Origin of the sequence: Prevotella sp. LMAG:51 (assembly GCF_008680225.1) — a bacterium.
GTDB lineage: Bacteria > Bacteroidota > Bacteroidia > Bacteroidales > Bacteroidaceae > Prevotella > Prevotella pectinovora.
Map to the genome: position 1 here is coordinate 294,485 of NZ_NALQ01000026.1, position 25,687 is coordinate 320,171.

At 45.0% G+C, this 25,687-nt stretch carries 25 protein-coding genes; 19 read left to right on the plus strand and 6 right to left on the minus strand.

Going from position 1 to position 25,687, the window contains the following annotated elements:
* Positions 1-116: 116 nt before the first annotated feature.
* From CCC32_RS10440 to CCC32_RS10475, 8 genes are all read left to right on the plus strand, one after another.
* Positions 117-584 carry a helix-turn-helix domain-containing protein gene (locus tag CCC32_RS10440; RefSeq protein ID WP_022316000.1) on the plus strand — a complete coding sequence of 156 codons (468 nt, stop codon included), beginning with the start codon at positions 117-119 and terminating at the stop codon, positions 582-584.
* A gap of 107 nt (positions 585-691) precedes the next feature.
* Positions 692-2,647, plus strand: coding sequence for a dipeptidyl-peptidase 3 family protein (locus tag CCC32_RS10445; RefSeq protein WP_287074275.1), 1,956 nt, complete (start codon positions 692-694; stop codon positions 2,645-2,647).
* Positions 2,648-2,668: 21 nt separating this feature from the next.
* On the plus strand, positions 2,669-3,280 hold the full coding sequence (locus CCC32_RS10450) for a DNA alkylation repair protein (protein WP_022316002.1): 612 nt from the start codon (positions 2,669-2,671) through the stop codon (positions 3,278-3,280).
* 271 nt (positions 3,281-3,551) lie between these two features.
* Positions 3,552-4,826, plus strand: a complete 1,275-nt coding sequence (locus CCC32_RS10455; protein ID WP_042519917.1) for an adenylosuccinate synthase — start codon at positions 3,552-3,554, stop codon at positions 4,824-4,826.
* A gap of 22 nt (positions 4,827-4,848) precedes the next feature.
* Positions 4,849-6,210, plus strand: a complete 1,362-nt coding sequence (gene hisS, locus CCC32_RS10460) for a histidine--tRNA ligase (protein WP_022316004.1) — start codon at positions 4,849-4,851, stop codon at positions 6,208-6,210.
* 295 nt (positions 6,211-6,505) lie between these two features.
* Complete coding sequence (locus CCC32_RS10465) at positions 6,506-7,525, plus strand: rhamnogalacturonan acetylesterase (RefSeq protein WP_231556906.1); 1,020 nt, start codon at positions 6,506-6,508, stop codon at positions 7,523-7,525.
* A gap of 259 nt (positions 7,526-7,784) precedes the next feature.
* Positions 7,785-10,505: a pyruvate, phosphate dikinase gene (ppdK, locus tag CCC32_RS10470; RefSeq protein WP_287074281.1), complete on the plus strand. Its 2,721-nt coding sequence runs from the start codon at positions 7,785-7,787 to the stop codon at positions 10,503-10,505.
* 283 nt (positions 10,506-10,788) lie between these two features.
* Positions 10,789-12,249, plus strand: coding sequence for a tyrosine-type recombinase/integrase (locus CCC32_RS10475; RefSeq protein ID WP_287074283.1), 1,461 nt, complete (start codon positions 10,789-10,791; stop codon positions 12,247-12,249).
* A 92-nt stretch (positions 12,250-12,341) separates the two neighbouring features.
* Here CCC32_RS10475 and CCC32_RS10480 read toward each other — a convergent pair whose 3' ends face one another.
* Complete coding sequence (locus CCC32_RS10480; protein ID WP_027324311.1) at positions 12,342-12,623, minus strand: MerR family transcriptional regulator; 282 nt, start codon at positions 12,621-12,623, stop codon at positions 12,342-12,344.
* A 171-nt stretch (positions 12,624-12,794) separates the two neighbouring features.
* Complete coding sequence (locus CCC32_RS10485) at positions 12,795-13,511, minus strand: hypothetical protein (protein WP_235394488.1); 717 nt, start codon at positions 13,509-13,511, stop codon at positions 12,795-12,797.
* A 485-nt stretch (positions 13,512-13,996) separates the two neighbouring features.
* Between CCC32_RS10485 and CCC32_RS10490 the strand changes: the two genes are divergently transcribed.
* The 11 genes from CCC32_RS10490 (at position 13,997) to CCC32_RS10540 (ending at position 22,514) form a co-directional block, all read left to right on the plus strand.
* On the plus strand, positions 13,997-14,386 hold the full coding sequence (locus CCC32_RS10490) for a helix-turn-helix domain-containing protein (RefSeq protein WP_235394489.1): 390 nt from the start codon (positions 13,997-13,999) through the stop codon (positions 14,384-14,386).
* A 173-nt stretch (positions 14,387-14,559) separates the two neighbouring features.
* Positions 14,560-15,636, plus strand: coding sequence for an AAA family ATPase (locus tag CCC32_RS10495; RefSeq protein ID WP_502705619.1), 1,077 nt, complete (start codon positions 14,560-14,562; stop codon positions 15,634-15,636).
* A gap of 84 nt (positions 15,637-15,720) precedes the next feature.
* Positions 15,721-16,662: a DUF8464 domain-containing protein gene (locus tag CCC32_RS10500; protein ID WP_287074294.1), complete on the plus strand. Its 942-nt coding sequence runs from the start codon at positions 15,721-15,723 to the stop codon at positions 16,660-16,662.
* 67 nt (positions 16,663-16,729) lie between these two features.
* Complete coding sequence (locus CCC32_RS10505; protein ID WP_278968883.1) at positions 16,730-17,482, plus strand: ParA family protein; 753 nt, start codon at positions 16,730-16,732, stop codon at positions 17,480-17,482.
* 5 nt (positions 17,483-17,487) lie between these two features.
* A complete protein-coding gene (locus CCC32_RS10510) occupies positions 17,488-17,832 on the plus strand; it encodes a hypothetical protein (protein ID WP_027324306.1) in 345 nt (114 codons plus the stop codon).
* Positions 17,833-17,969: 137 nt separating this feature from the next.
* Entirely contained in the window at positions 17,970-18,470 is a 501-nt protein-coding gene (locus CCC32_RS10515) for a hypothetical protein (protein WP_287074300.1), read from the plus strand.
* A 1,278-nt stretch (positions 18,471-19,748) separates the two neighbouring features.
* Positions 19,749-20,189 (plus strand): DUF2958 domain-containing protein, encoded by a 441-nt coding sequence (locus CCC32_RS10520; RefSeq protein WP_287074302.1) that lies wholly within the window; start codon positions 19,749-19,751, stop codon positions 20,187-20,189.
* Positions 20,190-20,215: 26 nt separating this feature from the next.
* Entirely contained in the window at positions 20,216-20,758 is a 543-nt protein-coding gene (locus tag CCC32_RS10525; protein WP_215760934.1) for a hypothetical protein, read from the plus strand.
* 60 nt (positions 20,759-20,818) lie between these two features.
* Positions 20,819-21,115: a hypothetical protein gene (locus CCC32_RS10530; RefSeq protein WP_287074305.1), complete on the plus strand. Its 297-nt coding sequence runs from the start codon at positions 20,819-20,821 to the stop codon at positions 21,113-21,115.
* A 323-nt stretch (positions 21,116-21,438) separates the two neighbouring features.
* Positions 21,439-21,651, plus strand: coding sequence for a hypothetical protein (locus tag CCC32_RS10535; RefSeq protein ID WP_287074307.1), 213 nt, complete (start codon positions 21,439-21,441; stop codon positions 21,649-21,651).
* A gap of 365 nt (positions 21,652-22,016) precedes the next feature.
* Positions 22,017-22,514: an SLOG family protein gene (locus tag CCC32_RS10540; protein WP_287074310.1), complete on the plus strand. Its 498-nt coding sequence runs from the start codon at positions 22,017-22,019 to the stop codon at positions 22,512-22,514.
* Positions 22,515-22,734: 220 nt separating this feature from the next.
* Here the strand turns inward: CCC32_RS10540 and CCC32_RS10545 are convergent, their stop codons facing one another.
* The 4 genes from CCC32_RS10545 to CCC32_RS10560 all read right to left on the minus strand — a co-directional run bounded on the left by CCC32_RS10545 (position 22,735) and on the right by CCC32_RS10560 (position 25,668).
* Positions 22,735-23,160: a YolD-like family protein gene (locus tag CCC32_RS10545; protein ID WP_235394167.1), complete on the minus strand. Its 426-nt coding sequence runs from the start codon at positions 23,158-23,160 to the stop codon at positions 22,735-22,737.
* Positions 23,157-24,743 (minus strand): Y-family DNA polymerase, encoded by a 1,587-nt coding sequence (locus tag CCC32_RS10550; RefSeq protein WP_287074313.1) that lies wholly within the window; start codon positions 24,741-24,743, stop codon positions 23,157-23,159. The genes CCC32_RS10545 and CCC32_RS10550 overlap by 4 nt, the downstream gene beginning before the upstream one ends.
* A gap of 229 nt (positions 24,744-24,972) precedes the next feature.
* On the minus strand, positions 24,973-25,152 hold the full coding sequence (locus CCC32_RS10555) for a transcriptional regulator (RefSeq protein WP_287074315.1): 180 nt from the start codon (positions 25,150-25,152) through the stop codon (positions 24,973-24,975).
* A gap of 279 nt (positions 25,153-25,431) precedes the next feature.
* Positions 25,432-25,668, minus strand: coding sequence for an agmatine deiminase family protein (locus CCC32_RS10560; RefSeq protein ID WP_287074318.1), 237 nt, complete (start codon positions 25,666-25,668; stop codon positions 25,432-25,434).
* Positions 25,669-25,687 lie beyond the last annotated feature (19 nt).

A 25,687-nucleotide genomic window follows, 5' to 3' on the forward strand; every position in this document is an offset into this window, starting at 1 on the left:
GCACATGAGACGATAGTCTGCGTATCGAACGTAAGACATAATGCACGTGAAACATAATACTAAGGTATATAAATTGTAGCAGGAAAGACCGTAATGGTCCAAAACATTTAATAGGTATGGCAAAATATAATATTAGAGAAAAGAAAACAAAAGAGGTGACTTATCTTAATCTTGTGAATCCTGAGCTGATGGAAACACTGGAAAACAGAATCATCGACTATATAGGAAACAAGAAGATGTATAAGGAGAAGGCATATTCAGCAAAGCGCCTGGCTTATGACATCGGTACTAACACTAGATATGTGTCTGCTGTGCTCAATGTTAGATTCGGCATGAACTACACCTCGTTCGTAAACCGCTACCGCGTTTCCGAGGCTATGCAGATACTCAAGGACGACCGGTATCGTGGGATGACGATGGAGGATGTAAGCAGCATGGTGGGATTCGCAAACCGGCAATCGTTCTACGCTGCCTTCTACCGCTTCGAAGGCATCACTCCAAGACAGTATAAGCTGTCGTCTGAACCGAAGCCTGAGAAAATGAAGGTGCCTGAGCCGATAGAGCAGGACACACAGGAGCAGTAACTGGAACATGGTTGCGTGAGATGCAGTCGCAGTAGCGACAATAGCAGTAGACAGCCAAGGCTCTGGCAGCATTGGGAAAGATTTCCCATAACCACCAAAAGGAAGAAATGGAAAACTATAAATACACAGACGTCAGGTTCGCAGACATACAGATACTACGATACAGACTTGAAGGCTTCGGACGATTGTCATTGCAGCAGAAGAAACTTATATATTGTCTTTCTGAGGCAACGCTATGGGGACGCGACATCACCTTCGACCAGTTCGGATTCCACAATCTCAAGATCAGAAAGGTCCTTGAAGCAATCTATAGCGGGTTCAAGGGCGACAGAAATCAAGAAGAGTACAGGTCGTTTGAAGAGTACCTCAGAAGGGTATGGTTCTCAAATGGAATTCATCATCATTATGGATGCGAGAAGTTTGAACCTCGTTTCTCAGAAGAATTCTTCGAAACGCAGGTGAGGGCATTGCCTGCCAGCCAATTGCCGCTAGACAACGGGCAAACCGTTGATGGGCTCATTGAAGAGCTGCGCCGCCCAATATTCGACCCGCACTATATGCCTAAACGCGTGTGTACAGAAGACGGCGTAGACATCGTTAAAGAGTCGGCATGCAATTTCTACCAGGGGCTGACACAGGAAGAAGTGGAAGAATACTATCGTGACCAGGCAAAAGATGACGGACCGGAACCGGTGTCGCACGGCCTCAACTCTACGCTTGTGAAAGGCACCGACGGACAAATCAGAGAAGACGTGTGGAGCGCTCAAGGGAAATATGCTCCGGCCATCAGTCATATAATATACTGGCTCAAGAAAGCCCAACAGCTGGCGCTCAACGAATCACAGGCGCAATACATCTCGACACTTGTGAAATATTATGAGACAGGCGACTTGAATACTTTCAACCGCTACTGCATAGAATGGGTAGGAGAGCATGAATCCGACGTTGATTTCGTAAACGGGTTCATCGAAGTGTATGGCGACCCTCTAGGACTGAAAGGCTCGTGGGAGGGCATAGTGGAATACAAAGACCAGGAGGCGACACGGCGCACCAAGACTATAAGCGATGAGGCTCAGTGGTTTGAAGACCATTCGCCCGTAGACCTCCGCTTCAAGAAAGAGAAAGTGAAGGGAGTGACGGCACACGTGGTGAGGGCCGCAATGCTCGGCGGTGACGAATATCCGTCAACGGCAATCGGCATAAACCTTCCGAACGCCGACTGGATAAGGGCTGCACACGGCAGCAAGAGCGTCACGATAAGCAATCTTATCGACGCATACAATAAGGCTGCACACGGTAACGGATTCAAAGAAGAATTCATACAAGACAAGGAGATGGTGGAATTGATAGACAAATGGGGTGACCAATGCGACAATCTGCACACCGATCTGCACGAATGTCTGGGACACGGAAGCGGGAAACTGCTTGACGGAGTGTCGCCGGACGCACTCAAATCATATGGCAGCACGATAGAGGAGGCGAGGGCGGACCTTTTCGGTCTGTATTTCATAGCGGATCCAAAGCTGCTGCAGCTCGGACTCCTGGACAACAGCAAGGCATATCATGCAGCATATTATTCTTATATGCTCAACGGACTCATGACTCAGCTCGTGAGAATTGCGCCAGGCAACAAGATTGAGGAGGCACACATGCGCAACAGGGCTCTAATAGCCAGGTGGTGTTATGAGAAGGGAAAGAAGAACAGTGTGGCCGAGTTATATACCGACAACGGGAAGACTTACTTGCGCATAAACGACTACGAGGCTCTCCGCCGACTGTTTGCCCAACTCCTTGCTGAGATACAACGCGTGAAAAGCGAGGGAGACCTCGAGGCGGCAAGACTGCTCGTGGAGACTTATGGCGTGAATGTGGACGAGAAACTCCACAAAGAAGTACTCGACAGATATGCCAGGCTTGACCTTGCGCCATATAAGGGCTTTCTGAATCCGAAGCTCACGCCTGTTACGGACGACAGAGGGGATGTAAAGGATATTCTTGTTGACTATTCTGAGGACTACGACCAGCAGATGATGAGATACGGCAAGGAATATGGAGCTTTGTAGAATTATGAAACCATACAAGACATGGAACAGCAACAAGTACAGGATACCATAAAACTTATTAAACGAGGCTTCTCGCTGCAGATGAATGGTGTGGCGTCGGCATCGATGAGAGAGAAAGGCATCGGGGGATACCTGAATTGGGGAATCCAGCTGCCAGCGCTCCGCAACATAGCACAACAGTACGGCAAGGATTATGACCTGGCCGCTGCCCTGTGGAAAGAAAACGTCAGAGAGTGTAAGATCCTAGCCACGTTGATAATGCCAGCCGAAAGGATGAGTTCAGACCTCGTTGACCTTTGGATGGAGCAGACTACGACTCAAGAGATGGCAGAATACGCCACATTCAACCTGTTTCAATATACGGACAGCGCGTCGCTCCATGCCTTTGCGTGGATAGCTTCAGACAAGACTCTGGAGCAGATTTGCGGTTTCAACCTGCTCTCGTGTCTCTTCAGAAAAGGAGCAGAACCAGATGATAGAGACATCAATGAATTTTTAGACCAGGCAATAGCGGCCCTCGCCGACAATTCCATGGCTGTGAGACATGCCGCAAACAACAGTCTCGTGGCTTTTGCAGATATGGGGGAGTTGCAGGAAAAAATAGTAGAGGCGGCAATGAGAAAGTGCATGTAGAAGTGTACTTTTTTTCGTGTAGTACACGTAAATATAAAATAAAGTAGTATTTTTGTACGCAGAAACGGTTCATGCACGTTTTTTAAAAGTGCTGACCGTGGCAAAGAACAGGAAATAACAGAAGGCGAAGGTTGACCGTCGGCATGTCGTCCGTCAACGTCATGAAGTTTTGTTGTCACCAATTCATTAGATTTGTTTTGGTCCAAAGAATTCCGTTGACTTTCAATTTGCCAATTTTCAACTCTTCGGCTAATAAAAACAACATATAAAAATGGAAACAGGAAAAGTTGATGTCCTGCTCGGTTTGCAGTGGGGCGATGAGGGAAAAGGAAAAGTTGTAGACGTACTGACACCAAACTATGATGTCATTGCCAGATTCCAGGGCGGTCCAAACGCTGGACACACGCTGGAGTTCGAAGGAGAGAAATACGTACTGCGCAGTATCCCGTCAGGTATTTTCCAGGGTGGAAAGACAAACATCATCGGAAACGGAGTAGTTCTGGCTCCTGACCTCTTCATGGCAGAGGCCAAAGAACTGGAGAAAAGCGGACACCCGCTCACCAAGCGTCTGAAAATATCAAAGAAAGCCCATCTCATCATGCCTACACACCGACTGCTCGACGCCGCATACGAGGCAAGAAAGGGCAAGAACAAGGTCGGAACGACAGGAAAAGGCATCGGACCGACATATACAGACAAAATCTCACGTACAGGACTTCGTGTAGGAGATATCTTCGACAACTTCGAACAGAAATATCAGCAGCATAAAGCACGCCATGAAGAGATGCTCAAAGACCTCGGCTATACCGACTACGACATAACCGACGTGGAGAAGACATGGATGGAAGGTATAGAATACTTGCGCCAGTTTGAGATTGTTGACTCTGAGCATGTCATCAACAAAGTGCTGAGAGACGGCAAAACCGTGCTCTGCGAAGGCGCACAGGGCACTATGCTCGACGTTGACTTCGGTAGCTATCCGTTCGTAACATCTTCAAACACTATTTGTGCGGGGGCCTGCTCAGGACTCGGCATAGGCCCCAACAAGGTTGGAGAGGTTTACGGCATTATGAAGGCTTACTGTACACGTGTCGGAGCTGGTCCGTTCCCTACAGAGCTTTTCGACGAGACCGGAAGCAGACTGCGTGATCTCGGACACGAATATGGAGCCGTTACAGGAAGAGAGCGCCGCTGCGGATGGATCGACCTCGTTGCACTTCGCTACGCTATAATGATAAACGGAGTTACACAGCTCATCATGATGAAGAGCGATGTGCTCGACGGATTCGACACAATCAAGGCTTGCGTGGCCTACCGCAAGGATGGAGTCGAGACTCGTGATTTCCCATTCGATATCGAGCATGGCATAGAGCCTGTATATACAGAACTGCCAGGATGGAAAAAAGACATGACAAAGATAACGAGAGAAGACCAGTTCCCGAAAGAATTCAAAGACTACATCGAATTCCTCGAGACGGAACTCGAGACTCCTATAAAAATCGTGTCGGTCGGTCCGGATAGAGAACAGACAATCGTAAGAAATTAACATATAGACATAAATACAACAGATGAGCAAACCATCAATACCCAAAGGCACGCGCGACTTCACTCCAGCGGAGATGGCGAAACGAAACTATATTTTCGATACAATTCGCTCCGTTTACGCCCTCTACGGCTTCAAGCAGATAGAGACACCCGCTATGGAGACGTTGCAGACGTTGCTCGGAAAATATGGCGAGGAGGGTGACAAACTCCTCTTCCGTGTGCTCAACAGCGGAGACTATCTCACCAAGGTGAGCGACGAACAGCTGGCAGAACGAAATTCGCTTGCACTCTCTTCAAAAATCTGCGAGAAAGGATTGCGCTATGACCTCACCGTGCCGTTTGCACGCTTTGTCGTGATGCACAGAGATGAAATCCAGTTGCCTTTCAAGCGTTATCAGATTCAGACTGTGTGGAGAGCAGACCGTCCACAGAAAGGCCGTTACAGAGAGTTCTATCAATGTGATGCCGACATCGTGGGCAGCGATTCGCTGCTCAACGAGGTGGAGTTGGTGCAGATAATGGATACCGTATTCCAGCGTCTTGGAATAAGAGTACAGATAAAAATCAACAACCGAAAGTTGCTATCAGGAATTGCCGAGATTGTAGGAGAGGCTGAAAAGATAGTGGACATTACGGTGGCTATCGACAAGCTCGACAAAATCGGTCTCGACAAGGTGAACGAAGAATTGAGAACTGACGGAATAAGTGAAGAGGCGATAGCCAAGTTGCAGCCTGTCATAACTTTATCCGGAAGCAATGAAGAAAAACTCAAGGTCATGGAAGACTTCCTTGCTTCGTCTGAAGTGGGCATGAAGGGAATAGAGGAACTTCGTTTTATTCTGAATGCCGCATCACAGGTTGACTTGAAAAACGAACTTCAGCTCGACCTCACGTTGGCTCGTGGACTCAACTATTACACAGGGGCAATCTTTGAGGTCAAGGCGTTGGACACTCCAATGGGAAGCATCACAGGCGGAGGACGCTACGACAACCTCACAGGAATCTTCGGAATGCCAGGAATAAGTGGAGTGGGAATTTCATTCGGAGCCGACAGAATATATGATGTGCTTAACACTCTTGACCTCTATCCAAAGGAGATAACGACCGACACCCAACTGCTCTTCATAAATTTTGGAGAGAAAGAAACCTGCTATTGTCTTCCTGTCGTTGCCAAAGCCAGACAGAACGGAATACGCACGGAGATGTTCCCTGATGCAGCGAAGATGAAAAAGCAGATGGCATACGCCAATGCCAACGCCATACCATATGTGGCTCTCGCCGGCGACGACGAGATACAGAAAGGGGTGGTGACGCTCAAGAATATGGAAACAGGAGAGCAGGAACAAGTAACACCAGAACAACTGATAGAAATTGTGAAGGGATAATACGTATATCGAGTGCCGGCAGTAAGTAGTTTCTGTCGGCACTTTTTCGATTAAGCCCCCAGCGTAATTATAGTAGGCATATAGTGCCTGGAAATTTTGAAGACCATCATAATATGATTTATTGCATAATCGCCACAATATATATTATATATATTATGTAGTAGGATTTCTGAAAGCCTATCCGGCATCTGTCATCATGGCATTCCATCAGGATGCCAGTACTCCATTCACTATCCGTTACGAGGCAATTCACAATTTCAAATACCAAAACAAATACATTTATAACATAAAACAAATGAAAATTAAAAAATCGATTGCAGACCTGGCAACTCCATTGCACACGATTCTGACAATGGTCCTTGCAGTGCTTGCCATCTCGTCGTTCAGGGCAGACAAGACAAAGACAATCTTCATGATAGGAGACTCAACGATGGCTAACAAAGACATCAGCGGAGACAAGCAAGAGAGAGGGTGGGGAATGATGCTGCAGAACTATTTCGACGACGGCATCATCGTGGACAACCACGCCATGAACGGACGCTCATCGAAGAGCTTCATCAACGAAGGCAGATGGAAAGCTGTGCTCGACAGGATAATGCCCGGCGACTACCTCATAATACAGTTCGGCCACAACGACGAGAAAACTGACTCGGCTCGCCACACCACACCAGGAACCACCTTCGACGCCAACCTCAGACGCTTTGTAAGGGAAGCAAGAGAAAAGGGCGCCACGCCGATACTCATGAACAGCGTGGTGCGCCGCAACTTCAGCGACTCAAAGACGGCTGTTGCCGACGATGACCTGCGTGACAACTCCTCAAAACAACTCGCCGAGGGCGACACTCTGATAGACACCCACGGTGAATATCTCGTCTCGCCAAGGCGCGTGGCCAAGGAAATGGGTGTAGTCTTCGTTGACGCAAACAAGATTACACACGATTTGGAACAGTCGATGGGAAAAGAAGGTTCCAAGAAACTGCACATGATATTCAAGCCGGGAGAAACTCCATCGCTGCCAGACGGAAGGCAAGACAACACACACTATAACATCTTTGGCGCCAACAAGGTTGCAGGATTGCTCGCCGACGCCCTTTGCAGACAAGTGGCCGAGCTGGCAAAACATCACGTATACTATGACATTTATGTGTCGAAAAACGGCAGCGGACAATTTGACGACCTCGAGTCTGCGGTGGCAAGCGCTCCAAAAGGCAGGAAAGTCACAATCGCCGTGTCGGGAGGAGAATGGAAAAAGCCTGAGGCCATGAAGGGAAAGAAGGTGAAGTTCGTGTTGACACGAGGAGCAAAGTTCCTTTGATATTTATAAAGTAGAGTTTGCAAAATGGTCATAAACATAAGGAGTATTTTGATATAAATCATTTTTTGAAAAATTAAAACATGCACAAATGTTAAGATTTTGTCTGAAATGTTGCATTTTATTCCCTAATTTATTATTTTTGCAGAACAAAGGAAACATATTTCCAATAAAACTGAACCATAATTCTAAAGAACTAAGAAAAATAATTCAGAAAAACGGAGAATAATTCTAACTAAATACACGTAATTTTTATTAAACTATGAGCGAAAAAAGAGTTTATACCTTCGGCAATGGTAAGGCAGAAGGTAAGGCAGACATGAGAAACCTGCTCGGAGGTAAGGGTGCCAACTTGGCGGAAATGAACCTTATCGGCGTACCAGTACCTCCAGGATTCACTATTACTACAGACGTTTGTAATGAATACTTCGAGAAAGGAAAGGAAACCGTAGTAAGTCTCCTCAGAGATGAGGTAATCGCTTCGGTACACCATATAGAAGGACTGATGAACAGCAAGTTCGGCGACATTGAGAATCCATTGCTCGTCAGCGTGCGTTCAGGGGCAAGAGCTTCAATGCCAGGCATGATGGACACAATCCTCAACCTCGGTCTCAACGACGAAGTGGTGAGGGGATTGGCAAAGAAGACCGGCAACGAGCGTTTTGCATACGACAGCTACCGCCGCTTCGTGCAGATGTACGGAGACGTGGTGCTCGGAATGAAGCCAGTAAACAAGGAAGCCATCGATCCGTTTGAGGCCATCATAGAGAAAGTGAAGGCACAGCGCGGAATCTCTCTCGACAACGAAATGACAGTAGACGAGCTCAAGCAGCTCGTAGACCTCTTCAAGAAAGCCATTAAGGAGCAGACCGGCAAGGACTTCCCTACAGATCCTATGGACCAGCTCTGGGGCGCCATCTGCGCCGTGTTCGACAGTTGGATGAACGAGCGTGCCATCCTCTACAGAAAGATGGAAGGAATCCCGGCAGAGTGGGGAACAGCCGTTTCTGTAATGGCTATGGTATTCGGAAACATGGGCAACACATCGGCAACGGGTGTTTGCTTCAGCCGCGACGCCGCGACTGGTGAGAACGTGTTCAACGGTGAGTACCTCGTAAACGCACAGGGCGAAGACGTGGTAGCAGGTATCCGCACACCACAGCAGATCACAAAGCTCGGCTCACAGCGTTGGGCTGAGCAGCAGCAGATACCAGAAGAGGAGCGTGCAACCAAGTATCCTTCAATGGAAGAGGCCATGCCGGAAATCTTCGCTCAGCTGGACGCTCTGCAGCACAAGCTAGAGAAGCACTATCACGATATGCAGGATATGGAGTTCACCGTACAGGAGGGCAAACTGTGGTTCCTGCAGACACGTAACGGAAAGCGCACAGGTACCGCAATGGTAAAGATAGCCATGGACCTGCTCCACGAGGGCGAGATCGACGAGAAGACAGCACTCAAGCGTTGTGAGCCAAACAAACTTGACGAGCTCCTACACCCCGTATTCGACAAAGACGCTCAGAAGAAAGCCAAGGTCCTCACACGCGGTCTTCCTGCATCTCCAGGTGCAGCATGCGGACAGATCGTATTCTTTGCCGACGACGCAGAAAAATGGCATGAGGTTGGTCGACGCGTCATAATGGTGCGCATCGAGACAAGTCCGGAAGACCTTGCAGGTATGGCTGCCGCAGAGGGTATTGTAACCGCACGTGGCGGTATGACATCACACGCAGCCGTTGTGGCCCGAGGTATGGGTAAATGCTGTGTTTCAGGTGCCGGTGCGTTGAACGTTGACTATAAGGCAAGAACTGTAGAAATCGACGGTGTCACACTCAAGGAGGGCGACTACATCTCGCTCAACGGTTCTACAGGTGAAATATATTTCGGCGAGGTGAAGACAAAGCCAGCAGAGGTGACAGGTGATTTCGCCGACCTCATGAAGCTTTGCGACAAATATACGAGACTCGTGGTTCGTACCAATGCAGACACACCACACGACGCCCAGGTTGCACGCAACTTCGGAGCCGTAGGTATCGGACTATGCCGTACAGAACACATGTTCTTCGACAACGAGAAGATCAAGGCAATGCGTGAAATGATTCTCTCCGACACAGTAGAAGGACGCAAGAAGGCGCTCGAGAAGCTGCTGCCTTATCAGACTAAGGACTTCTACGGAATCCTCAAGGCCATGGACGGATGCCCTGTAAACATCCGCTTGCTCGACCCACCATTGCATGAGTTCGTGCCACACGATCTCGCAGGTCAGCAGACTATGGCAGAGGAGATGGGTCTTACCGTAGCAGAGATTCAGAAGCGCGTTGACAGCCTGAGCGAGCATAACCCTATGCTCGGACACCGCGGCTGCCGTCTCGGAAACACATATCCAGAGATCACAGAGATGCAGACAAAAGCAATCCTCGGTGCTGCCGTGCAGCTGAAGAAGGAAGGCTTCAATCCGGAGCCGGAAATCATGGTGCCGCTCATTGGTATAGTCAACGAGTTCGACATGCAGGAGCAAGTTATCCGCTCTACAGCCAATAAGATTTTCGAGGAGGCTGGTGTTGAAGTTGAATTCAAGGTCGGCACGATGATCGAAATTCCTCGTGCAGCCCTTACGGCTGGTTACATCGCAAAGAAGGCTGAATACTTTAGCTTCGGTACAAACGACCTCACTCAGATGACTTTCGGCTACAGCCGCGACGACATCGCAAGCTTCCTGCCAGTATATCTGGACAAGAAGATTCTGAACGTAGACCCATTCCAGGTGCTCGACCAGACAGGTGTCGGTCAGTTGATAGAGATGGCAGTCGACAATGGCCGTAAGACCCGTCCAAACCTTACATGCGGTATCTGCGGTGAGCATGGTGGTGAGCCTTCATCAGTCAAGTTCTGCCATAGAGTAGGTCTCAACTACGTAAGCTGCTCTCCATTCCGCGTGCCAATCGCACGTCTCGCAGCGGCGCAGGCCGCCGTCGAAGAATAATCGAAACGTGCTGAAAATTAGCTATATAAAGGGCAAGTATCTGGGAAACAGGTACTTGCCCTTAGTTTTTTGTGCATATTCTGCCTGTTCCAAATGCAGAATAAGAGGCCAAAATCAGGGCAAATGTTTCCCAAAAATCAGGAGCGTGTTTCCCAAGCCATTCATTTGTTTCCCAAAAAACACTGGATGTTTCCCAAAAAAATCTCGGTGTTTCCCAGATTTTAGAACTCTGCAAACAGGTATTTTATCACAATTTGAATAACCCAAAATAACAATTTTCAGCATGGCAACATTAAAAGCAATTGTAAAGTCAAGGACAAGAAACGGAATGTACAATGTATATATCCGTATTACTCAAAACAGACAGTTCGCTTACGTTAGAACATCATGGATGGTAAACGATAAGGGATTAAGTGATGATAAGAAAGACATCATTGATCCCTTCGTAATACAGCAAACTTCAATCTTGATAGAAAAGTTTTATAATATGCTTAATCAAGTTGATGCTTCTACGTGGTCAGCAAACGAAGTACTCACTTATGTGACCGACTATGGAAAAGACCTTTCTTTCTCTGATTACGCAAGAGCGCATATCGAGAAATTGATTAAAAGAGGACAGGAACGCACTTCACGTAACTATAAGTGGTCTCTGCAACATATGGAAAGATTCGCTGGGACAGACAATATCATGTTTTCACGTCTTACTTCTGCTTTCCTTAACCGATGGATAGAATCCCTTTCCACCACAACTCGAAGCAAGGAACAATATCCAGTATGTATGAGGGAGGTGTACAAAGCTGCCAGAAGAGAATTCAATGACGAAGAACGAGGAATACTTAAACTGAAGAATCCTTGGAGTAATGTCGCTATCCCAAGAAGTGATGTGCCTGAGAAGCGTGCCATTCCTGCAAGCAAATTGCGTGCATTCTTCAATGTCGTTCCAGATAGAAGTAAATTCACTCACCCACTAATGGAAGTTGGTCAGGATGTGGCATTGATTTCATTCTGTATGTGCGGCTTAAATGCTGTGGACATCTTTAATGCGAAGAAGGATCAGTACGATGGGAACATCTTTCACTACGAACGACAGAAGACGAGGTCGACACGTTCTGACAGAGGTTACTTTGAAGTTCGTGTACCAGCATTCTTGAAACCAACATTTGAGAAGTATCTCACAAAAGATGAACGTTCTCCATGGTTGTTTAACTTCCACGATCGTTTAGCAACATCTGATTCTTTCTGTGCAAACGTCAATACGGGCATTAAGCAGATTTGGGAAAAGGTAGAGCCAGGTTACAGAGCATCGCTCTATGCCTTTAGACACAGTTGGGCAACCATAGCCCAGAACGAATGTGGAGCAACAATGAATGATGTTGATTTTGGACTCAACCATTCTATCAACAGAATGGCAAAAGTATATGTCAAGATAGATTTCACTCCTGCGTGGATTCTTAACGAAAAGGTAATAGATTTTGTGTTCTTCACTGATCAAGAGTCAAAGTACATTGAAAAAGAGGATAAGTCATTTGAGAAAATATCAAAGTACAACTATGTCCGTGCAGAAGCCTATGTGATGGGAAAGCAGGTTTGTGCTATTGAAGATACAGGTTTTTCCAATGTTGATCAGGTAATGGACAAACTTGTGAATATCCTACCTAAGAATATTCACAATGCTCGAGTTCAGTTCAAGATAACCAATGTTGATAAAAACTTGACTCAGATGTATCAACGTCTGATTCCATAAAACAGTTTTCTCTTTTAACTGATACTTATACAAAAAACTCAGATACAGTATGGTGCTGCATCTGAGTTTTTTAATGTACTTCTCGAACCTGGCTACAGAATGTAATTCTGCTGAATGTTTGCAAGTTTCTGTAGATCTATCAACCTGTAGCGTTTCTTGCCTGGTGACACCCTACACGGCTTTAACTTACCATTCCTAATCCACCGTTCAACATCTGCCCTACCAAACATCTTGAACGCTTTGGCCTGGCTGATTTCAAGCTGACCTTTTTCTACTTGATGTATCTTCAATGCAATCCTTGTTGCAAGATCTGTGACAAACTGGTCGTAAGTGACCGTTTTATCCGAGAATATTATTTCTGTATTATTGTTCATTGTCTATGTGCTTATGATTACGTAAATGGAGAGGCTACCTCCGTATCTAAATCGATTCGATTGCAAAGGTAGCCCCTCAGAATCATAAGAATAATAATATCAACTATATAGGTACTGGAATATAGTTGTTATATCGCTGAACATATCATATTTGCTTATCTTTCTTACATCTTAGATACTTTCTTTCAACTTCTTTACAAAAGCATTGCATGTGGCTTCAAAGCCAATATCTTCCATCTTGTTCAAGGAAGATTTTTCCTTTGCGAGTTTGACATTCTTTGCCTGTGACAACCCGCATCTGAGATGACTGGCACGAAGTGGCTGGTTATTGGCTGATGAAGAAATCAGCCTGTTCTCCTCAATAATCATCTGCCATGAGAAAGGCAATAAGCCATATTGCCTAAGAGCACCGAAGAATAGTGCGACATGTCTATTGACATTTGCTTGCAATGGTGCGTCCAGTTTGCATTTGAATAGATTTGCCATGTCATTCTCTGAGACATCCTGTCTGAAGAGTTTTGTAGTGTTGACAAAATCCGTGATGAGACTGATCTGCTTCTCTGAGAAATTGGCAAGACTCTCTCTTTCTGGCTCGATGCTGCTGCCGGTGTTAAACAGATGCTCCATCTGATGATAGTCTTCCTCATCAAAACTTCCTTTTGAAAAAAAGGAATTGACGAGGTCTCGACGTTCTTCAAGGAGTTCTTTGATGCTAAAGACGTGCATCACATGAAGACGCATTTGCTCTTCACCTGTACACGATGTAGGAAGATGGTATGCAAAGAAATCATTCACAAAACGAGAGTAATTTTTCTCTCCTTTGAGGATTTCACACTGGTACTGCTCATAAGCAGCACGATAGAGTTGCCAAAGTTCATTTTCAGGCAACTCTTTCTCTTCTTTCTTTGTACAGCTTGGATAGCATGGACACAAAAAGAGAGAGAACGAAGTTGTTTTTTAACTGCTTCATTTTCTTTTTGTGTTAAGTTTATATTAAGAATAATACATGGCACACAAACGTATGCCATAGTACTGTATAATAATGTTTTCTTTCTTTTCTCATGCATATTTGTGCAAATTAGTGCAAAGTTATACAATCATGGTGCAGCCTATTCGCACCGTTGTAATAAAGTAATATATACCCTTATTATATTACTGTTTTTCTATGAGTATGATATATTCAGATGCAAATAAGTGATGAAAGGACATAAGATTCCAACCACATGAAACGAAAGTGGCTATATAGTTACTATATAACTCCTCCTATATAGTAACATCATCCCATAAAGCAACACTATCAATATACCTTTGCATTCGAATCGGTTCACGATGAGGGTGGCTCCCTCTATGTATCACTCAAAACAATTAAAGAAATGGCGAAAAAAGACATCGAGCAACTTTCAAGACGAATAGAACTCTTGGAAATGCAAATAAAAGAGTTGAAGACTGTGGATCCAGGTGTGGTGAACGAAAAGTTGAAATCGTTAGAAGATGCGATTTACACCACAAAGGAAATCCTTAACATGAAGGATGTGTGCCAATACCTTGACATATCCAAGAGTCTTCTTTACAAGCTCACTTGTAGTGGTGAAATACCTCATTTTAAGCCACGTGGTAAAATGATTTTCTTTGAGAAGAAAGAGCTAATAGCGTGGATTAAGAGGAACAAGGTAAATGACAAGGAGTTATCCAGCCTGTCCGTAAACATGGAATCAATAGAATCAAGTAAAGATGAAGAAGCGGTCAAAGAAGAACAGCATTGATGGTACCAACCTTCCAGACTCTCGTTTGGTGGAGTTGCTTGACAGGTGTGCAATATCCGTAAAGGACATTGAGACAAATAAAAAAAAACAAAATCAAGATGGAAAAAAGAGAAGATAAACCAGTGCAATTAGTTCAGAAATCGAATCTTGAACATAAGTCACTGGAAGTTTCAATGTTAGAGAAGGACGATTTCAGTGATGAAGAGTTGGAGTCCTATCTATCAAAAGGTGAAATCAAAGCAACAGACAAGGTTACAATACCTCCCAAAATTCTCTTCGTTGGAGACTGTACCATTGCCACGTTTGGAAATTTCAGTGCTTCAACAGGTAAGGCAAAAAGTAAAAAGACATTCAACATCTCTGCAATGGTAGCAGCTGCAGTTACAAATACTACAGTGCTTAACTACCGGGCGTGCCTTCCTGAGGGGAAACGGAAGATTCTCTATTTCGATACGGAACAGAGCAAATATCATTGCCATAATGTTCTGGAGCGAATCTATAAACTGTCAGGGCTTTCTGTCAAGAAGGATGACCCACGCCTTCTGTTTTGGGGGTTGCGTGAATACACGCCGAAACTTCGTATCGCTCTCATTGATTATGCTTTGAGAAAGCACCAAGAGGTAGGTCTTGTAATCATCGACGGACTCAGAGATCTGATGTATGACATAAACAATGGTAAAGAAGCCACGGATGTGATGACCGTTCTCATGGCATGGACAAGTGTGTATGACCTTCATATCCATACTGTACTCCACTTAAACAAGAACGATAACAATCCACGTGGACACATAGGTACTGAACTTGAAAATAAGGCAGAAACAGTACTGATTATCAGTAAGAACCTACAAAATAACAGTATCAGTGAGGTTAGACCTATGCACATGAGAGATAAAGAGTTCAGCACCTTTGCATTCCATATTGATGACAACAAGTTACCTGTTCTTGACAATGGCATTTCTGTGACTGTTGTAAAACGCAGGGAGAAGTCTCTTGTGAGCCTGGATAACGAAGTACATCAGGAGATATTGAGCAAGGCTTTCAAGAACAACTCTCCTACACGATACAGTGATTTGGTTGAAATGGTCTCACGTGCATATGAGGACGCAGGTTATAAGCGTGGAACAAATGGAATCAAGGACTTACTTAAACTTCTTTCAGGCAAAGGTATTATTGTGAAGCAAGATGATGCATATATTTATAAATCAGAGGGTTTTGTGAATCCAAGCACTGAAGAAAGCAAGAAAGTTTAGGTTTAAGTTTAACAGGTATATATATTACATACGCGCGCGCATACACCTGCAATCACGTGTACAATTACTTATACTCAATGTAACATGACTATTGAAGAAATTAAATCTGTAAGTATTTATCAATGGATGAAAGAGAATAATTATGGGGATGGTGTCAGAAAAGGCAAGGGTATTTTCTATTGCTCCCCACTCCGCCCAGAAAATAGCCCTTCATTTGCTGTTAATATCAAAGAAAACCTATGGTATGATTTTGGAAGCGGCATTGGCGGTAATCTCATCAACCTTGTTGAACGTCTGCATCCTGCATGGTCTGAACATCAAGTTCTTTCATTTCTTCAAAGGCAAATTGAAGAAAAGAAACTGCTATACAGTAAAGATTATAACGCTGTGCTAAGAGAAGAGGAAAACAAACGTCAATGGTTAGAAGGAAAAAGAAAGGAATTTTCTGATAACTTAAACCAAGAGACATTTGTGGAAATGGTTGTACCTCTGACTCATCCAGCTCTAACCGATTATATTTTCAAGAGACGTATCAGTTATAGAATCGCTCAACAATTCTGTAAAGAGGTTCACTATACTTTTCGGGGCAGAAGATACTATGCCATCGCATTCAAGAATGTAGCTAATGGTATGGAAGCACGCAATGTATTCTGCAAGCGTTGTATTGGAAAGAAGAGTATCTCTGTAATTTATGCAGACGGATCATCTCAACAGCAATGCTGCGTTTTTGAGGGATTCTTTGATTTGCTTTCTTTTCTTACGATGCAAGCAGAAATTCAAGACAACGGCATTTCCATCAATGGCTCATTTGACTACTTTGTACTCAACGGAGTTGGTGAGATCAAAATACTCATTCCTCTTTTGGAAAAATATAAGGCCATTCACTGTTATCTTGATAATGATAACGCAGGCAAGAATGCCACAAAGTCGATTATGAATGCTTACGGCAGTAAGGTTATTGATGAGTCATATCGCTATAGAGAGTACAATGATCTTAATGACTGCCTTATGGCTATGCATCGATAATCATGCATCTTTTCATTTCATGTTTACATGAGTACATGTAAACATTGATACATATATACAAATAAGTATGAAACAGAAAATCATTACGTTCGCCAATCACAAAGGAGGGGTATCAAAGACCACTTCCACAGCCTCTATCGGGGCTTGCATGGCGCAAATGGGAAAGAAAGTCCTGCTCATCGACCTCGATGGACAGGCTAATCTCACCTTGTATTTCATCCCTAACGAGGATGACATTGAGACCAGCATCTTTGATGCTCTCGTAGATGGAGCACCATTGCCAGTGAAGCATATCAGGGACAATCTCGACCTTGTGCCATCGTCACTTGAAATGGCGAGTGCAGAGATTGCCCTGACCAATCTCCTGGCAAGAGAACAGCTGCTCAGTAGGCTTCTTGACCCAATCAGACAGGACTATGACTACATCCTCATCGACTGCCCACCTTCATTGGGCATCGTCACCACGAATGCCTTTCTTGCAGCCGATGAAATCATCGTGCCAATGACTCCTGAGCTGCTTCCGCTCAAAGGAATGAGGATGCTTGATGCTTTTGTGACCAACCTCCAAAGAGTGAAGCCCTCTCTTCGCCTGGGAGGTGTGTTCATAGCCCGCTTCAACCATCGAAAACTGAACAAGGTAGTTGAGCAAGCCGTAAAGTCTCGCTACGAAAGCATCACCATGAAGACCCGAATCCGTGAGAACATAGCCCTCGCCGAGTCGGCAGGAAGCGGAAAAAGCATCTTCGAGTACGACCCTAACTCCAATGGAGCCAAAGACTACCTTGCGTTGACGGAGGAGATTATTTCACGTAATCAATAAAGACAATGGGAAAGAAGAATATGGACATCCTGCTTGGCAATATCTTGGGAAATGCTGCCATCAAGCCGCAGGACAGGTATGAAGAGCCGGCTGCTCCTTTACCAGAGAATGATGCTCCAGCACCATCTACGAAAGCAACAACCAAGGAACAGTCTGATGACTCTTGGCGACACTTCTCCTTTATATGCTCAAAAGCCCTTGTGGACAAGGTGCAAGCCATTGCCCACAAAGAAGGGTTTACTATCCGTTCCTTTATGGAATATGTCATGAAACAAGGTATAGAGGCTTATGAGTCCAAGCATGGAAAGGTAAAGAAAATCAGGTCGAAAGAAATTCATGAGGTGATGTAGCCATGTGGATAAGTAGCCATGTATATGTGTGGACGTGTACACATGTGGACATGAATACATATAGACATGAATACATATATATGTGTGGATGTGAGAACATAGTTCAAAATATTAGTAAACAATAAAATAAAAAGACAATGAAAAAGTATTTCCTAACCGCCATCCTATCATTGTTGGTGGCAACAGTGTTTACCTCTTGTGGTGATAATGACATTATCGAAGAAACTGAAAAACCATCATCCGAGCTCAAAGTATGGGTTGAGCCGTATCACATCAAAGGTGCGTCCTTGGATGAAGTAACAGCTTACATGAGTGGTACAATGATGCGTTACCATTTCGAGGCAGAGAACAAGACCGCTGATAGTTTTCAGTTGGCATATAAGATGGGTAATGGCAACGAGGCTATTCTCTATAGTTTCTTGCGAAGCGACAGCACCCTGTATTCAGTCATTGATACGGAACTTATCTCCAACAGCCGTCTGATAATAGACTATCTGAAGAAACACTACACCCTCGTATCTGCATCCGATGAAACATCCTACCAATACTGTTTCACCACCGAGGATAGGTCTATGGTCATTACCACCATGAAGGTGTCTGATGTATGTTTTAACGTGAACTATTCCTTTGTTTATTGAAATAATGAAGATTGCCACTATCAGATTTTCCAGTTCTGGTGGTGGCAATCATTCTTTTGTGTAGTTGTATTCATGTGGACGTGAATACATGTACACAACTGTATAATCTTCTATGTAAGACCTTTATAATCCTTATCTCGTCGAAAACGATGAGTTATTCTTTTTCCTGCGTATTGTCATTTACCAAGATACAGCTTCGCCCCACACCATGAAGGATGCAACTGGAGTTCCACCTGAGAAACCTTTCGTTTATGTCAGCTGAGCATGACGTAAAGCCAGGTCACTCAGCAGGAAGGAGCATCACGAAACGACATGCGGTATCTAACAAACTGAGTAGGTGGGACGCAAGCGTTACCCACTTAATCAGTTTGCCTATACTGCGTGTCCATTCGTCGAGAAGATGCTCTTGCTCACAGCTGCACTCTTCATTGACCCTCCCTTCTTTCAACTTATAAAAAGATGGCTGTCCTCGTTTCAATATACTTCTTTTCCTGCTATAACGTATAATTCTTTCTTTAGCTTAACCTTCGCCCACACCGATGTCCGCAAACACTAACAGTTTGATGGAGAGACTTCCTTGCTCCATGGTCGAGTGTATCGACTATGGGCAGGAAGCCACTCTATCAAAGGTACGACATGAACATTCCGTCATCAGAGATAGACGAAGAGTTCATTATTGTCGCACTGGCTGTTGGTGTCTGCAAGGACATTCCCCCCCAGCTGTTATAATGCTTCGCCCCACACCAATCCCAAACCATGTTGCAATTTTGGTGAGAGTCTTCCATTCAAGATCTAACGACTATGAACAGAAGACCCTCCTCAAAAGGTGGTGACGTGAAAAGTCTTCAATCCATGCCCACTTCCGTAAGGATGGAACTAAACACTCCATTCTTTCTGAAGTGGGCTCTTTGTATTGATGACACTTCACTTTTGTCACCACTGACAGCAAGATGATTTGGAATTAGCCCACCCGATACAGTTTTAACCGATTTCCTTTCTGGCGATACTATGGTTTCTTTTCTGAGTTATAATGTTCCTCCATGTCGTCCGTAGGATTTCGGGAATATTTTTCTGCGAAGTTATAGCGTCCTTCAACAAGTTTGCAAGTCGTGCCTTGTGAACAATCTTCCTTTTTCTACAAAAAAGAGTATTCTTCACGTCAGACTTGCATGATTGTCTTGTACGCACTTCTGAAAGCAGAAAAATCTTCCCAATCCTGTCCGAAAGGACTTAACGAAAGGGAGAAAAAATCTTAGAGATATGAAAACAGATTTGAACATGCAAAAGAACAATGACAGCAGAGCCGAACAAGGTTCGAGCACTGCAAGAACCCAGGAGTGTGCAACAAAGACTAACCGCCTGATAACATCTGAGTTGCAGAAGAGATTGGCAGACTATCCTCTTTATTCACAGGATGGCAAGCATAAGGATGCTCTCTGCATTGCTGTGTTTTACCTTGGCAATATCCGCTGGTACATCATGGAAGGACAGCAGGAAGGCAATGACTTTACGCTCTATGGCATCGTTACTGGACTACAAGAGACGGAGTACGGCTACCAGTCTGTAACCGAAATGGCAAGTATCACCTATGATGCAAGCGAGTACGGACTTGGCACTTTGAGGATTGAGCAGGACAAGGATTTCAAGCCTTGCACCCTTGCAGAGATTGAGGACGCAGAACTGCAAGCATTCCTCTCACGGCTCTATGATAAAGACTAATGTATAACCCTTAAACATATCAGATTATGAAGATTATCGTAATGGACAGCGCCAACGTGCGCATCGAGGTTTTAAACGTAGCCGACCACATGCTGGAGGACGAAATAGAATTGTTCCTTTCCGAGCACGGCTATTCGTTGAACAACATTTCATGGATGGCAGCACCCATCGACTTTGTGCCGGTGCAGTTCCATGAGTATGACACTGACAAGGAGAACGGCGAAGAAGTTCACGCCACACGTAGCGGACGACTGAAGGACTTTTCCATCTATGACAGTGTGCAGGAAGTGAAAAACAGAGAGCAGGAAGAACTTGCAACCGCACTTCGACTTCATGGTGAAAAGGTGGATGATGGCTATGAGTGGCACTTTGAGGGAGAATGTCCCATCGTAGCCGCATACGACTATGATGAGCCTTGTGACGTGGTTATCCTTGCTGTCAGAATGGATAAAGACGGAGACATCACTTTCATTGGTGATGAGAAGAACGACCGAGGCAATGAGCATGAGATTAAGGCAGATGACATCTTTGCTGGTCATATTGACTTCATCATTTCAGAGATTGGATAGTAATACACTTTAGGGATAGGTGGCTACAACGCTGCCTATTCCTAATAATCACAAAGTATTATGAGACAAATATTTGTAGTTTATGAAACCGATGCATGGCATAGCATGAACCATCAAAAGTGTGCAGGCGTTTTCACAAGCAAATGGGCGGCAGTGAATGCCATTGTGAAGAACCATCGCATAGAGTTGGAAGAGTTCTTCGACAAGGACGAGATAGAACAAACCTCAAAACGTGTGCTGAAAGCAGAAGCAAGGCGCATACTCCGTAAGGAACTTGAAATTGCCTACCAAACCCAAGGCTATGAGACGAATTATGACATTGAGGTGTGGAACATCAATGAGTGGTATCTAAACTAATACGACCCCGAATGACTAACAAAGAGCGAAAAGCAGTACATCCTCTTTTACTATCTTGGCAAGTCCTATCATGTAGGGTTCACGTAAAGATGCTCTTTACTTCCTGTCGGACGGGTGATTAGGGAGAATTTTCTGCGAAGTTACCACTGTTCAATGCAAAATGGCAAGTCGTGCTTCGTGGACAATCTTCCTTTTTCACAGAAAAAGAGTATTCTTCACGGCAGACTTGTCTGATTGCCTTGACCGCACTTCTGAATGCAGAAAATCTTCCCAATCACAGTCCGAAAGGATTTAACGAGAGGGAAATAAAAATCAGAAGAACAATGAACATGGTCAAGGTTTACATCAAAGGACAAGAAGACAAGAACCTAAGCAGTTTCTTACGTTACTATCCTGCAAGAATAAAAAACATTGGGTTTGATGCTGTTTTTGACAGACAAATCATCTATAACTTCAAGGATGGTCACAACCATGCAGAAGTAGCCAAATGTGTTGCAAAGATATTGGTGAAGAAGTATGGACGCAAGATAGGCTAGGTAGTCTTCTCTTGTGTTCCTGCAAGCAGCCAGGAACGAAACGAGGCTCGCAACAAGTATTTCTCCGAACTTGTATGCAGGCTATCGGGTGCCATTGATGGTTTTTCACATGTAAGAGTAAAAGGGGAACGTACTGCCGTTCATGGAACAAAAGTAAAGAAAGAATTACGCACGAAGAGATTACAGGAGGGTATGAACATTGAGGTGGATGCAGATTTCTTCAAGAATAAGATAGTCTGCATTTGGGACGATGTGGTGACAACCGGCTCTTCCTTTTGTGCTTATAGTAATCAATTAGAACAGGTCGGGGCGCATGTTACAGATGGCATATTCCTCGGCAAGACATCATATAAATATGTACAGCAATGAAAAAAAGAAACAACAACTCATTTGACAGGGCTAAATCAGCAGCCTTCACAGGACATCGTTACTATGACTTCTCACGAAAAGAGATTATCAGGCAACGTCTGTCACGAGCCATTGTCGTAGCATACGACAATGGCATCCGAAACTTCATTTCGGGATTTGCCACAGGCATAGACCTTATGGCAGCTCAGACCGTACAGTCTCTGAAGCTCTCTCACCCAGGAATGGTGCTCACCGCCGCAATACCTTTCAGAGGACAGGCTGGCAGGTTCAAACCACATGACAGGAGGTGTTACGATGAACTTATAGAAAAAGCAGACGAGGTGATTGTATTGTCGGAACATTATTATCCGAGGTGTTTCCTTGACAGGGATGAGTTTATGGTATGCAATGCAGCACAGATTATTGCCTATTATGATGGTAGGGAAAGAGGAGGAACTTATTACACCATAAGAAAGGCAAGAGAGATGGGTATTTCTGTTACAAACTTATATTAGAACGCTTATGAATGAGATATTTGATATTGTTGTCATTGTCGTTGTCTTCCGCGTGCTGTTCGCTTTCTTAGGAGCATGGTGGCATGGGGACGAGCGCAATGATTTCAGACGGGATAGATAGTCATAGTTCTACATGTAATGACTAAGAATTGTAGTGGCAGCCTTATTGGATGCTTCTACAGGTGCATTATGTGGCTACACTTCAATCGGTGATGGACATTCAAAATGCTCTGTTGTCGAACAATTCCCCTTTTATGTCAATGATTTCATTTGCCTTGACTTGCGTGTTGTCGTCGAAGGTAATCCTTTGTTCGTACTCATCCCAGGACTTGATGGAACCCGAATGTGTCTCATATTTGCCACCTTCCTTCTGCAAGTCAGGAACAAAGTATGTAATGCAGACATACGGATGTTCGTCGAGGTGCGCTAAAAGTAATGTGATTTTCTGGTTGAGCACTTTACACTCACTCTCAGAGAGTTCTATCACCTTGTCTGTCAGTCTTGCCGTTTCACTGATAGCTGCACTATGCCCTGTTAGAGCCGCAAACGGGGCAAACTGAGCTGCACGCTGGTACATGGTCATTTGTGGTCTGACCTTTGATACGTGGTGGGGCAAGTCAATGATATGGGCGTATTTATCCGTCATGCTTTGTGTCCTCCTATCTGTTTATTGCGTTCTATGGCTGTAGCCCCTTCTTCAAGGTTTAGTCCCCGGAGTATGGAGTTCTTGCCGAACTTGCTCTTGATACTCAATAATGTCTCCTGCATCCTTCGCTCCTTAGCCTGTGCTGCTTCCTCGGCTTTATGTTGTGCCTCCAATGCTTCATAGTCGGTGAACAGGTCTAACTGTATGGGAGTGGAGCTCGTTGTTCTGGCACTCTCTTCACTGATGACATGGTTGGTGGTTAGTGTCAGGCGACGTATCAGCAGGTTGGGGTTGACAATCCGGTCGTAGAGGGATGCCACAGCCTTCATAATCTGTCTGGTAGATGAAGTGAACTTGTCTAAGTTGGCTGTCCCATGAGCGTGCTTCGGCACTTGGCGGCCATAGTGGTCTGTTGTGACATCGCCATGGTAGTTGTCACGAATGTCAGGGTTCGTCAAAGACTCGATGTCATAGCCTACTGTCAGCACCAGTTGGTCTGTAACGAGACGTTTGCTCACAAGGTCGAGAGCAACGGCATCCGCCATCTCCTGGGCAACGACCCTTGCTTTATGGAATGTGTAGGGCTCTGTAAGCACCTGTCCGCTGCTCAGCGAATTGGTCTCAGGTCGATAGGCTTTCACATAGTCCATCGTGACAGGTTCCCATCCCCAGGCATGGTCGATAAGGAGTTCCGCATTTACACCAAAGAGCTTGTAAAGCAGTCCCTCACGCTCTACGGAACAGAGAGCCACATCGCCCATGGTGTACATACCATATTGAGCAAGTTTTTCTGCTATGCCTTTGCCCACACGCCAGAACTTGGTGATTGGGGTATAGTCCCACAGCTGTTCCCGGTAACTCATCTCATTGAGTTCCGCAATGCGCACACCGTCCTTGTCAGCAGGAGCCTTCTTTGCCATGATGTCCATGGCTATCTTGCAGAGGTAAAGGTTTGTGCCGATGCCGGCAGTAGCCGTTATCCCGGTATTCTTCAGTACATCACGTATCATGGTCATGGCAAGTTCATGGGCCGTCATCCTGTATGTGTCAAGGTAAGCCGTCACGTCCATAAAGACCTCGTCGATGGAATAAACGTGAATATCCTCTGGAGCGACGTATTTCAGGTATATCTGATAGATACGTGTGCTGTATTCAATGTATTTGGCCATGCGAGGAGGGGCAGCAATGTAGTCAACTTCCCAATCTTCGTGAACTTTGAGTTCCTCGTCCTTCCACGATTTTCCAGTCAGGCGACAGAAAGGGCTCTTGTACCTTCGCTCATTGTTGACTGCGTCTTCCTCCTCCTCGCTCGGGATAGCCCGAGCAAGCTCGGCTCTCCGCTCGCTCCTTCGTCGGTTAACTTCACGCAACCGCTGCATAACCTCAAACAGTCGTGCCCTTCCTCCAATGCCGTAGGCTTTGAGGGAAGGGGAAACGGCCAGACAGATGGTCTTCTCTGTCCTGCTCACGTCTGCCACAACAAGATTGGTGGTGAGCGGATCGAGACCTCGCTCTACGCATTCCACGGAAGCGAAGAACGATTTCAGGTCGATGGCTATATATGTACGGTTGTCCTCGGTCATAATACTAATGATTGTTAAGATGATATGTCTCGCATATCCTTGCGATTTCCTTGATGCTTATGTTGCCATGTCATGTACCACCAGCACGTTGACTTTCGTCTTCCTCCTTCTTGCAAGGCATAACCCAAGCGAGCTTGGGATTCTGCTCTTGCTTCGTGCGTCGGTTCTTTATGACCGTAGTCACATGACCCGCCTATCCATACATAATATGTTGTCGAGTCCTGTACCATCACTCTGCAGGTGCCCATTTGCAACGAACAGGAGAGACGATTGCGCCCTCTGCCTTCAGCTGCTTCATGGCTGCATCTACCTCTTTGCGGTCGAGACCGCTGAGCTCTGCGATTTTACCTGCGTTAAGAGGCTGTCCTGCCTCTTTCATTGTTCCTAATACTTTTTCTTTTGCGTCCATCGTTTTAACGATTTAATGTGTTATTATTATAGGTTGTATCTAGTGTCATAGACTCATCTGTTGCTTCTTATTTCCAATGTTATATCCATATACGACCGCTTGCCGTCTATATAGTCAGCATAGAGCAATTCTTCGCATCGGCCTTTAAGAACATGGCATTTGCCGCACAACTCACAGTTGTGTAAGCATTTCCATTCATTCAGAACATAATCCAAACGCTCTTCTCGTGTTGATGATTCAATATTCGGTGCGGTCATTATTGTTGGGTTTAATCAGTCCTCATCTTTGAATGTTCCAACTGATACAATGCAAAGCTCCTCCTTCTTTTGCTATTTCCGTCATTTCTAACAGGTGTATATGACAATCAGGAAAGGCATTTTTGACATACTGATACGCTATATTGTCTTCCTCGATATTGAAGGATGGCATAACAATATGTTTTCCAACCTGAAGAAAATTTATATATGCCCAGTTACGTTCTTTACAAGGAGAAGTAACAATATTGTTGAAACGCATTTCAGTGACAGAGAATTGT

Excerpts from the sequence above, each read along its gene's own strand:
- CCC32_RS10450 (WP_022316002.1), top strand. The coding sequence starts at position 2,669 with ATGGAACAGCAACAAGTACAGGATACCATAAAACTTATTAAACGAGGC.
- ppdK (WP_287074281.1), top strand. The coding sequence starts at position 7,785 with ATGAGCGAAAAAAGAGTTTATACCTTCGGCAATGGTAAGGCAGAAGGT.
- CCC32_RS10545 (WP_235394167.1), bottom strand. The coding sequence starts at position 23,160 with ATGACGGATAAATACGCCCATATCATTGACTTGCCCCACCACGTATCA.
- CCC32_RS10505 (WP_278968883.1), top strand. The coding sequence starts at position 16,730 with ATGAAACAGAAAATCATTACGTTCGCCAATCACAAAGGAGGGGTATCA.
- CCC32_RS10550 (WP_287074313.1), bottom strand. The coding sequence starts at position 24,743 with ATGACCGAGGACAACCGTACATATATAGCCATCGACCTGAAATCGTTC.
- CCC32_RS10530 (WP_287074305.1), top strand. The coding sequence starts at position 20,819 with ATGAGACAAATATTTGTAGTTTATGAAACCGATGCATGGCATAGCATG.
- CCC32_RS10540 (WP_287074310.1), top strand. The coding sequence starts at position 22,017 with ATGAAAAAAAGAAACAACAACTCATTTGACAGGGCTAAATCAGCAGCC.
- CCC32_RS10475 (WP_287074283.1), top strand. The coding sequence starts at position 10,789 with ATGGCAACATTAAAAGCAATTGTAAAGTCAAGGACAAGAAACGGAATG.
- CCC32_RS10495 (WP_502705619.1), top strand. The coding sequence starts at position 14,560 with ATGTTAGAGAAGGACGATTTCAGTGATGAAGAGTTGGAGTCCTATCTA.
- CCC32_RS10520 (WP_287074302.1), top strand. The coding sequence starts at position 19,749 with ATGCAAAAGAACAATGACAGCAGAGCCGAACAAGGTTCGAGCACTGCA.
- CCC32_RS10465 (WP_231556906.1), top strand. The coding sequence starts at position 6,506 with ATGAAAATTAAAAAATCGATTGCAGACCTGGCAACTCCATTGCACACG.
- hisS (WP_022316004.1), top strand. The coding sequence starts at position 4,849 with ATGAGCAAACCATCAATACCCAAAGGCACGCGCGACTTCACTCCAGCG.
- CCC32_RS10510 (WP_027324306.1), top strand. The coding sequence starts at position 17,488 with ATGGGAAAGAAGAATATGGACATCCTGCTTGGCAATATCTTGGGAAAT.
- CCC32_RS10560 (WP_287074318.1), bottom strand. The coding sequence starts at position 25,668 with ATGCGTTTCAACAATATTGTTACTTCTCCTTGTAAAGAACGTAACTGG.
- CCC32_RS10525 (WP_215760934.1), top strand. The coding sequence starts at position 20,216 with ATGAAGATTATCGTAATGGACAGCGCCAACGTGCGCATCGAGGTTTTA.
- CCC32_RS10515 (WP_287074300.1), top strand. The coding sequence starts at position 17,970 with ATGAAAAAGTATTTCCTAACCGCCATCCTATCATTGTTGGTGGCAACA.
- CCC32_RS10480 (WP_027324311.1), bottom strand. The coding sequence starts at position 12,623 with ATGAACAATAATACAGAAATAATATTCTCGGATAAAACGGTCACTTAC.
- CCC32_RS10555 (WP_287074315.1), bottom strand. The coding sequence starts at position 25,152 with ATGGACGCAAAAGAAAAAGTATTAGGAACAATGAAAGAGGCAGGACAG.
- CCC32_RS10440 (WP_022316000.1), top strand. The coding sequence starts at position 117 with ATGGCAAAATATAATATTAGAGAAAAGAAAACAAAAGAGGTGACTTAT.
- CCC32_RS10490 (WP_235394489.1), top strand. The coding sequence starts at position 13,997 with ATGGCGAAAAAAGACATCGAGCAACTTTCAAGACGAATAGAACTCTTG.
- CCC32_RS10445 (WP_287074275.1), top strand. The coding sequence starts at position 692 with ATGGAAAACTATAAATACACAGACGTCAGGTTCGCAGACATACAGATA.
- CCC32_RS10455 (WP_042519917.1), top strand. The coding sequence starts at position 3,552 with ATGGAAACAGGAAAAGTTGATGTCCTGCTCGGTTTGCAGTGGGGCGAT.
- CCC32_RS10535 (WP_287074307.1), top strand. The coding sequence starts at position 21,439 with ATGAACATGGTCAAGGTTTACATCAAAGGACAAGAAGACAAGAACCTA.
- CCC32_RS10500 (WP_287074294.1), top strand. The coding sequence starts at position 15,721 with ATGACTATTGAAGAAATTAAATCTGTAAGTATTTATCAATGGATGAAA.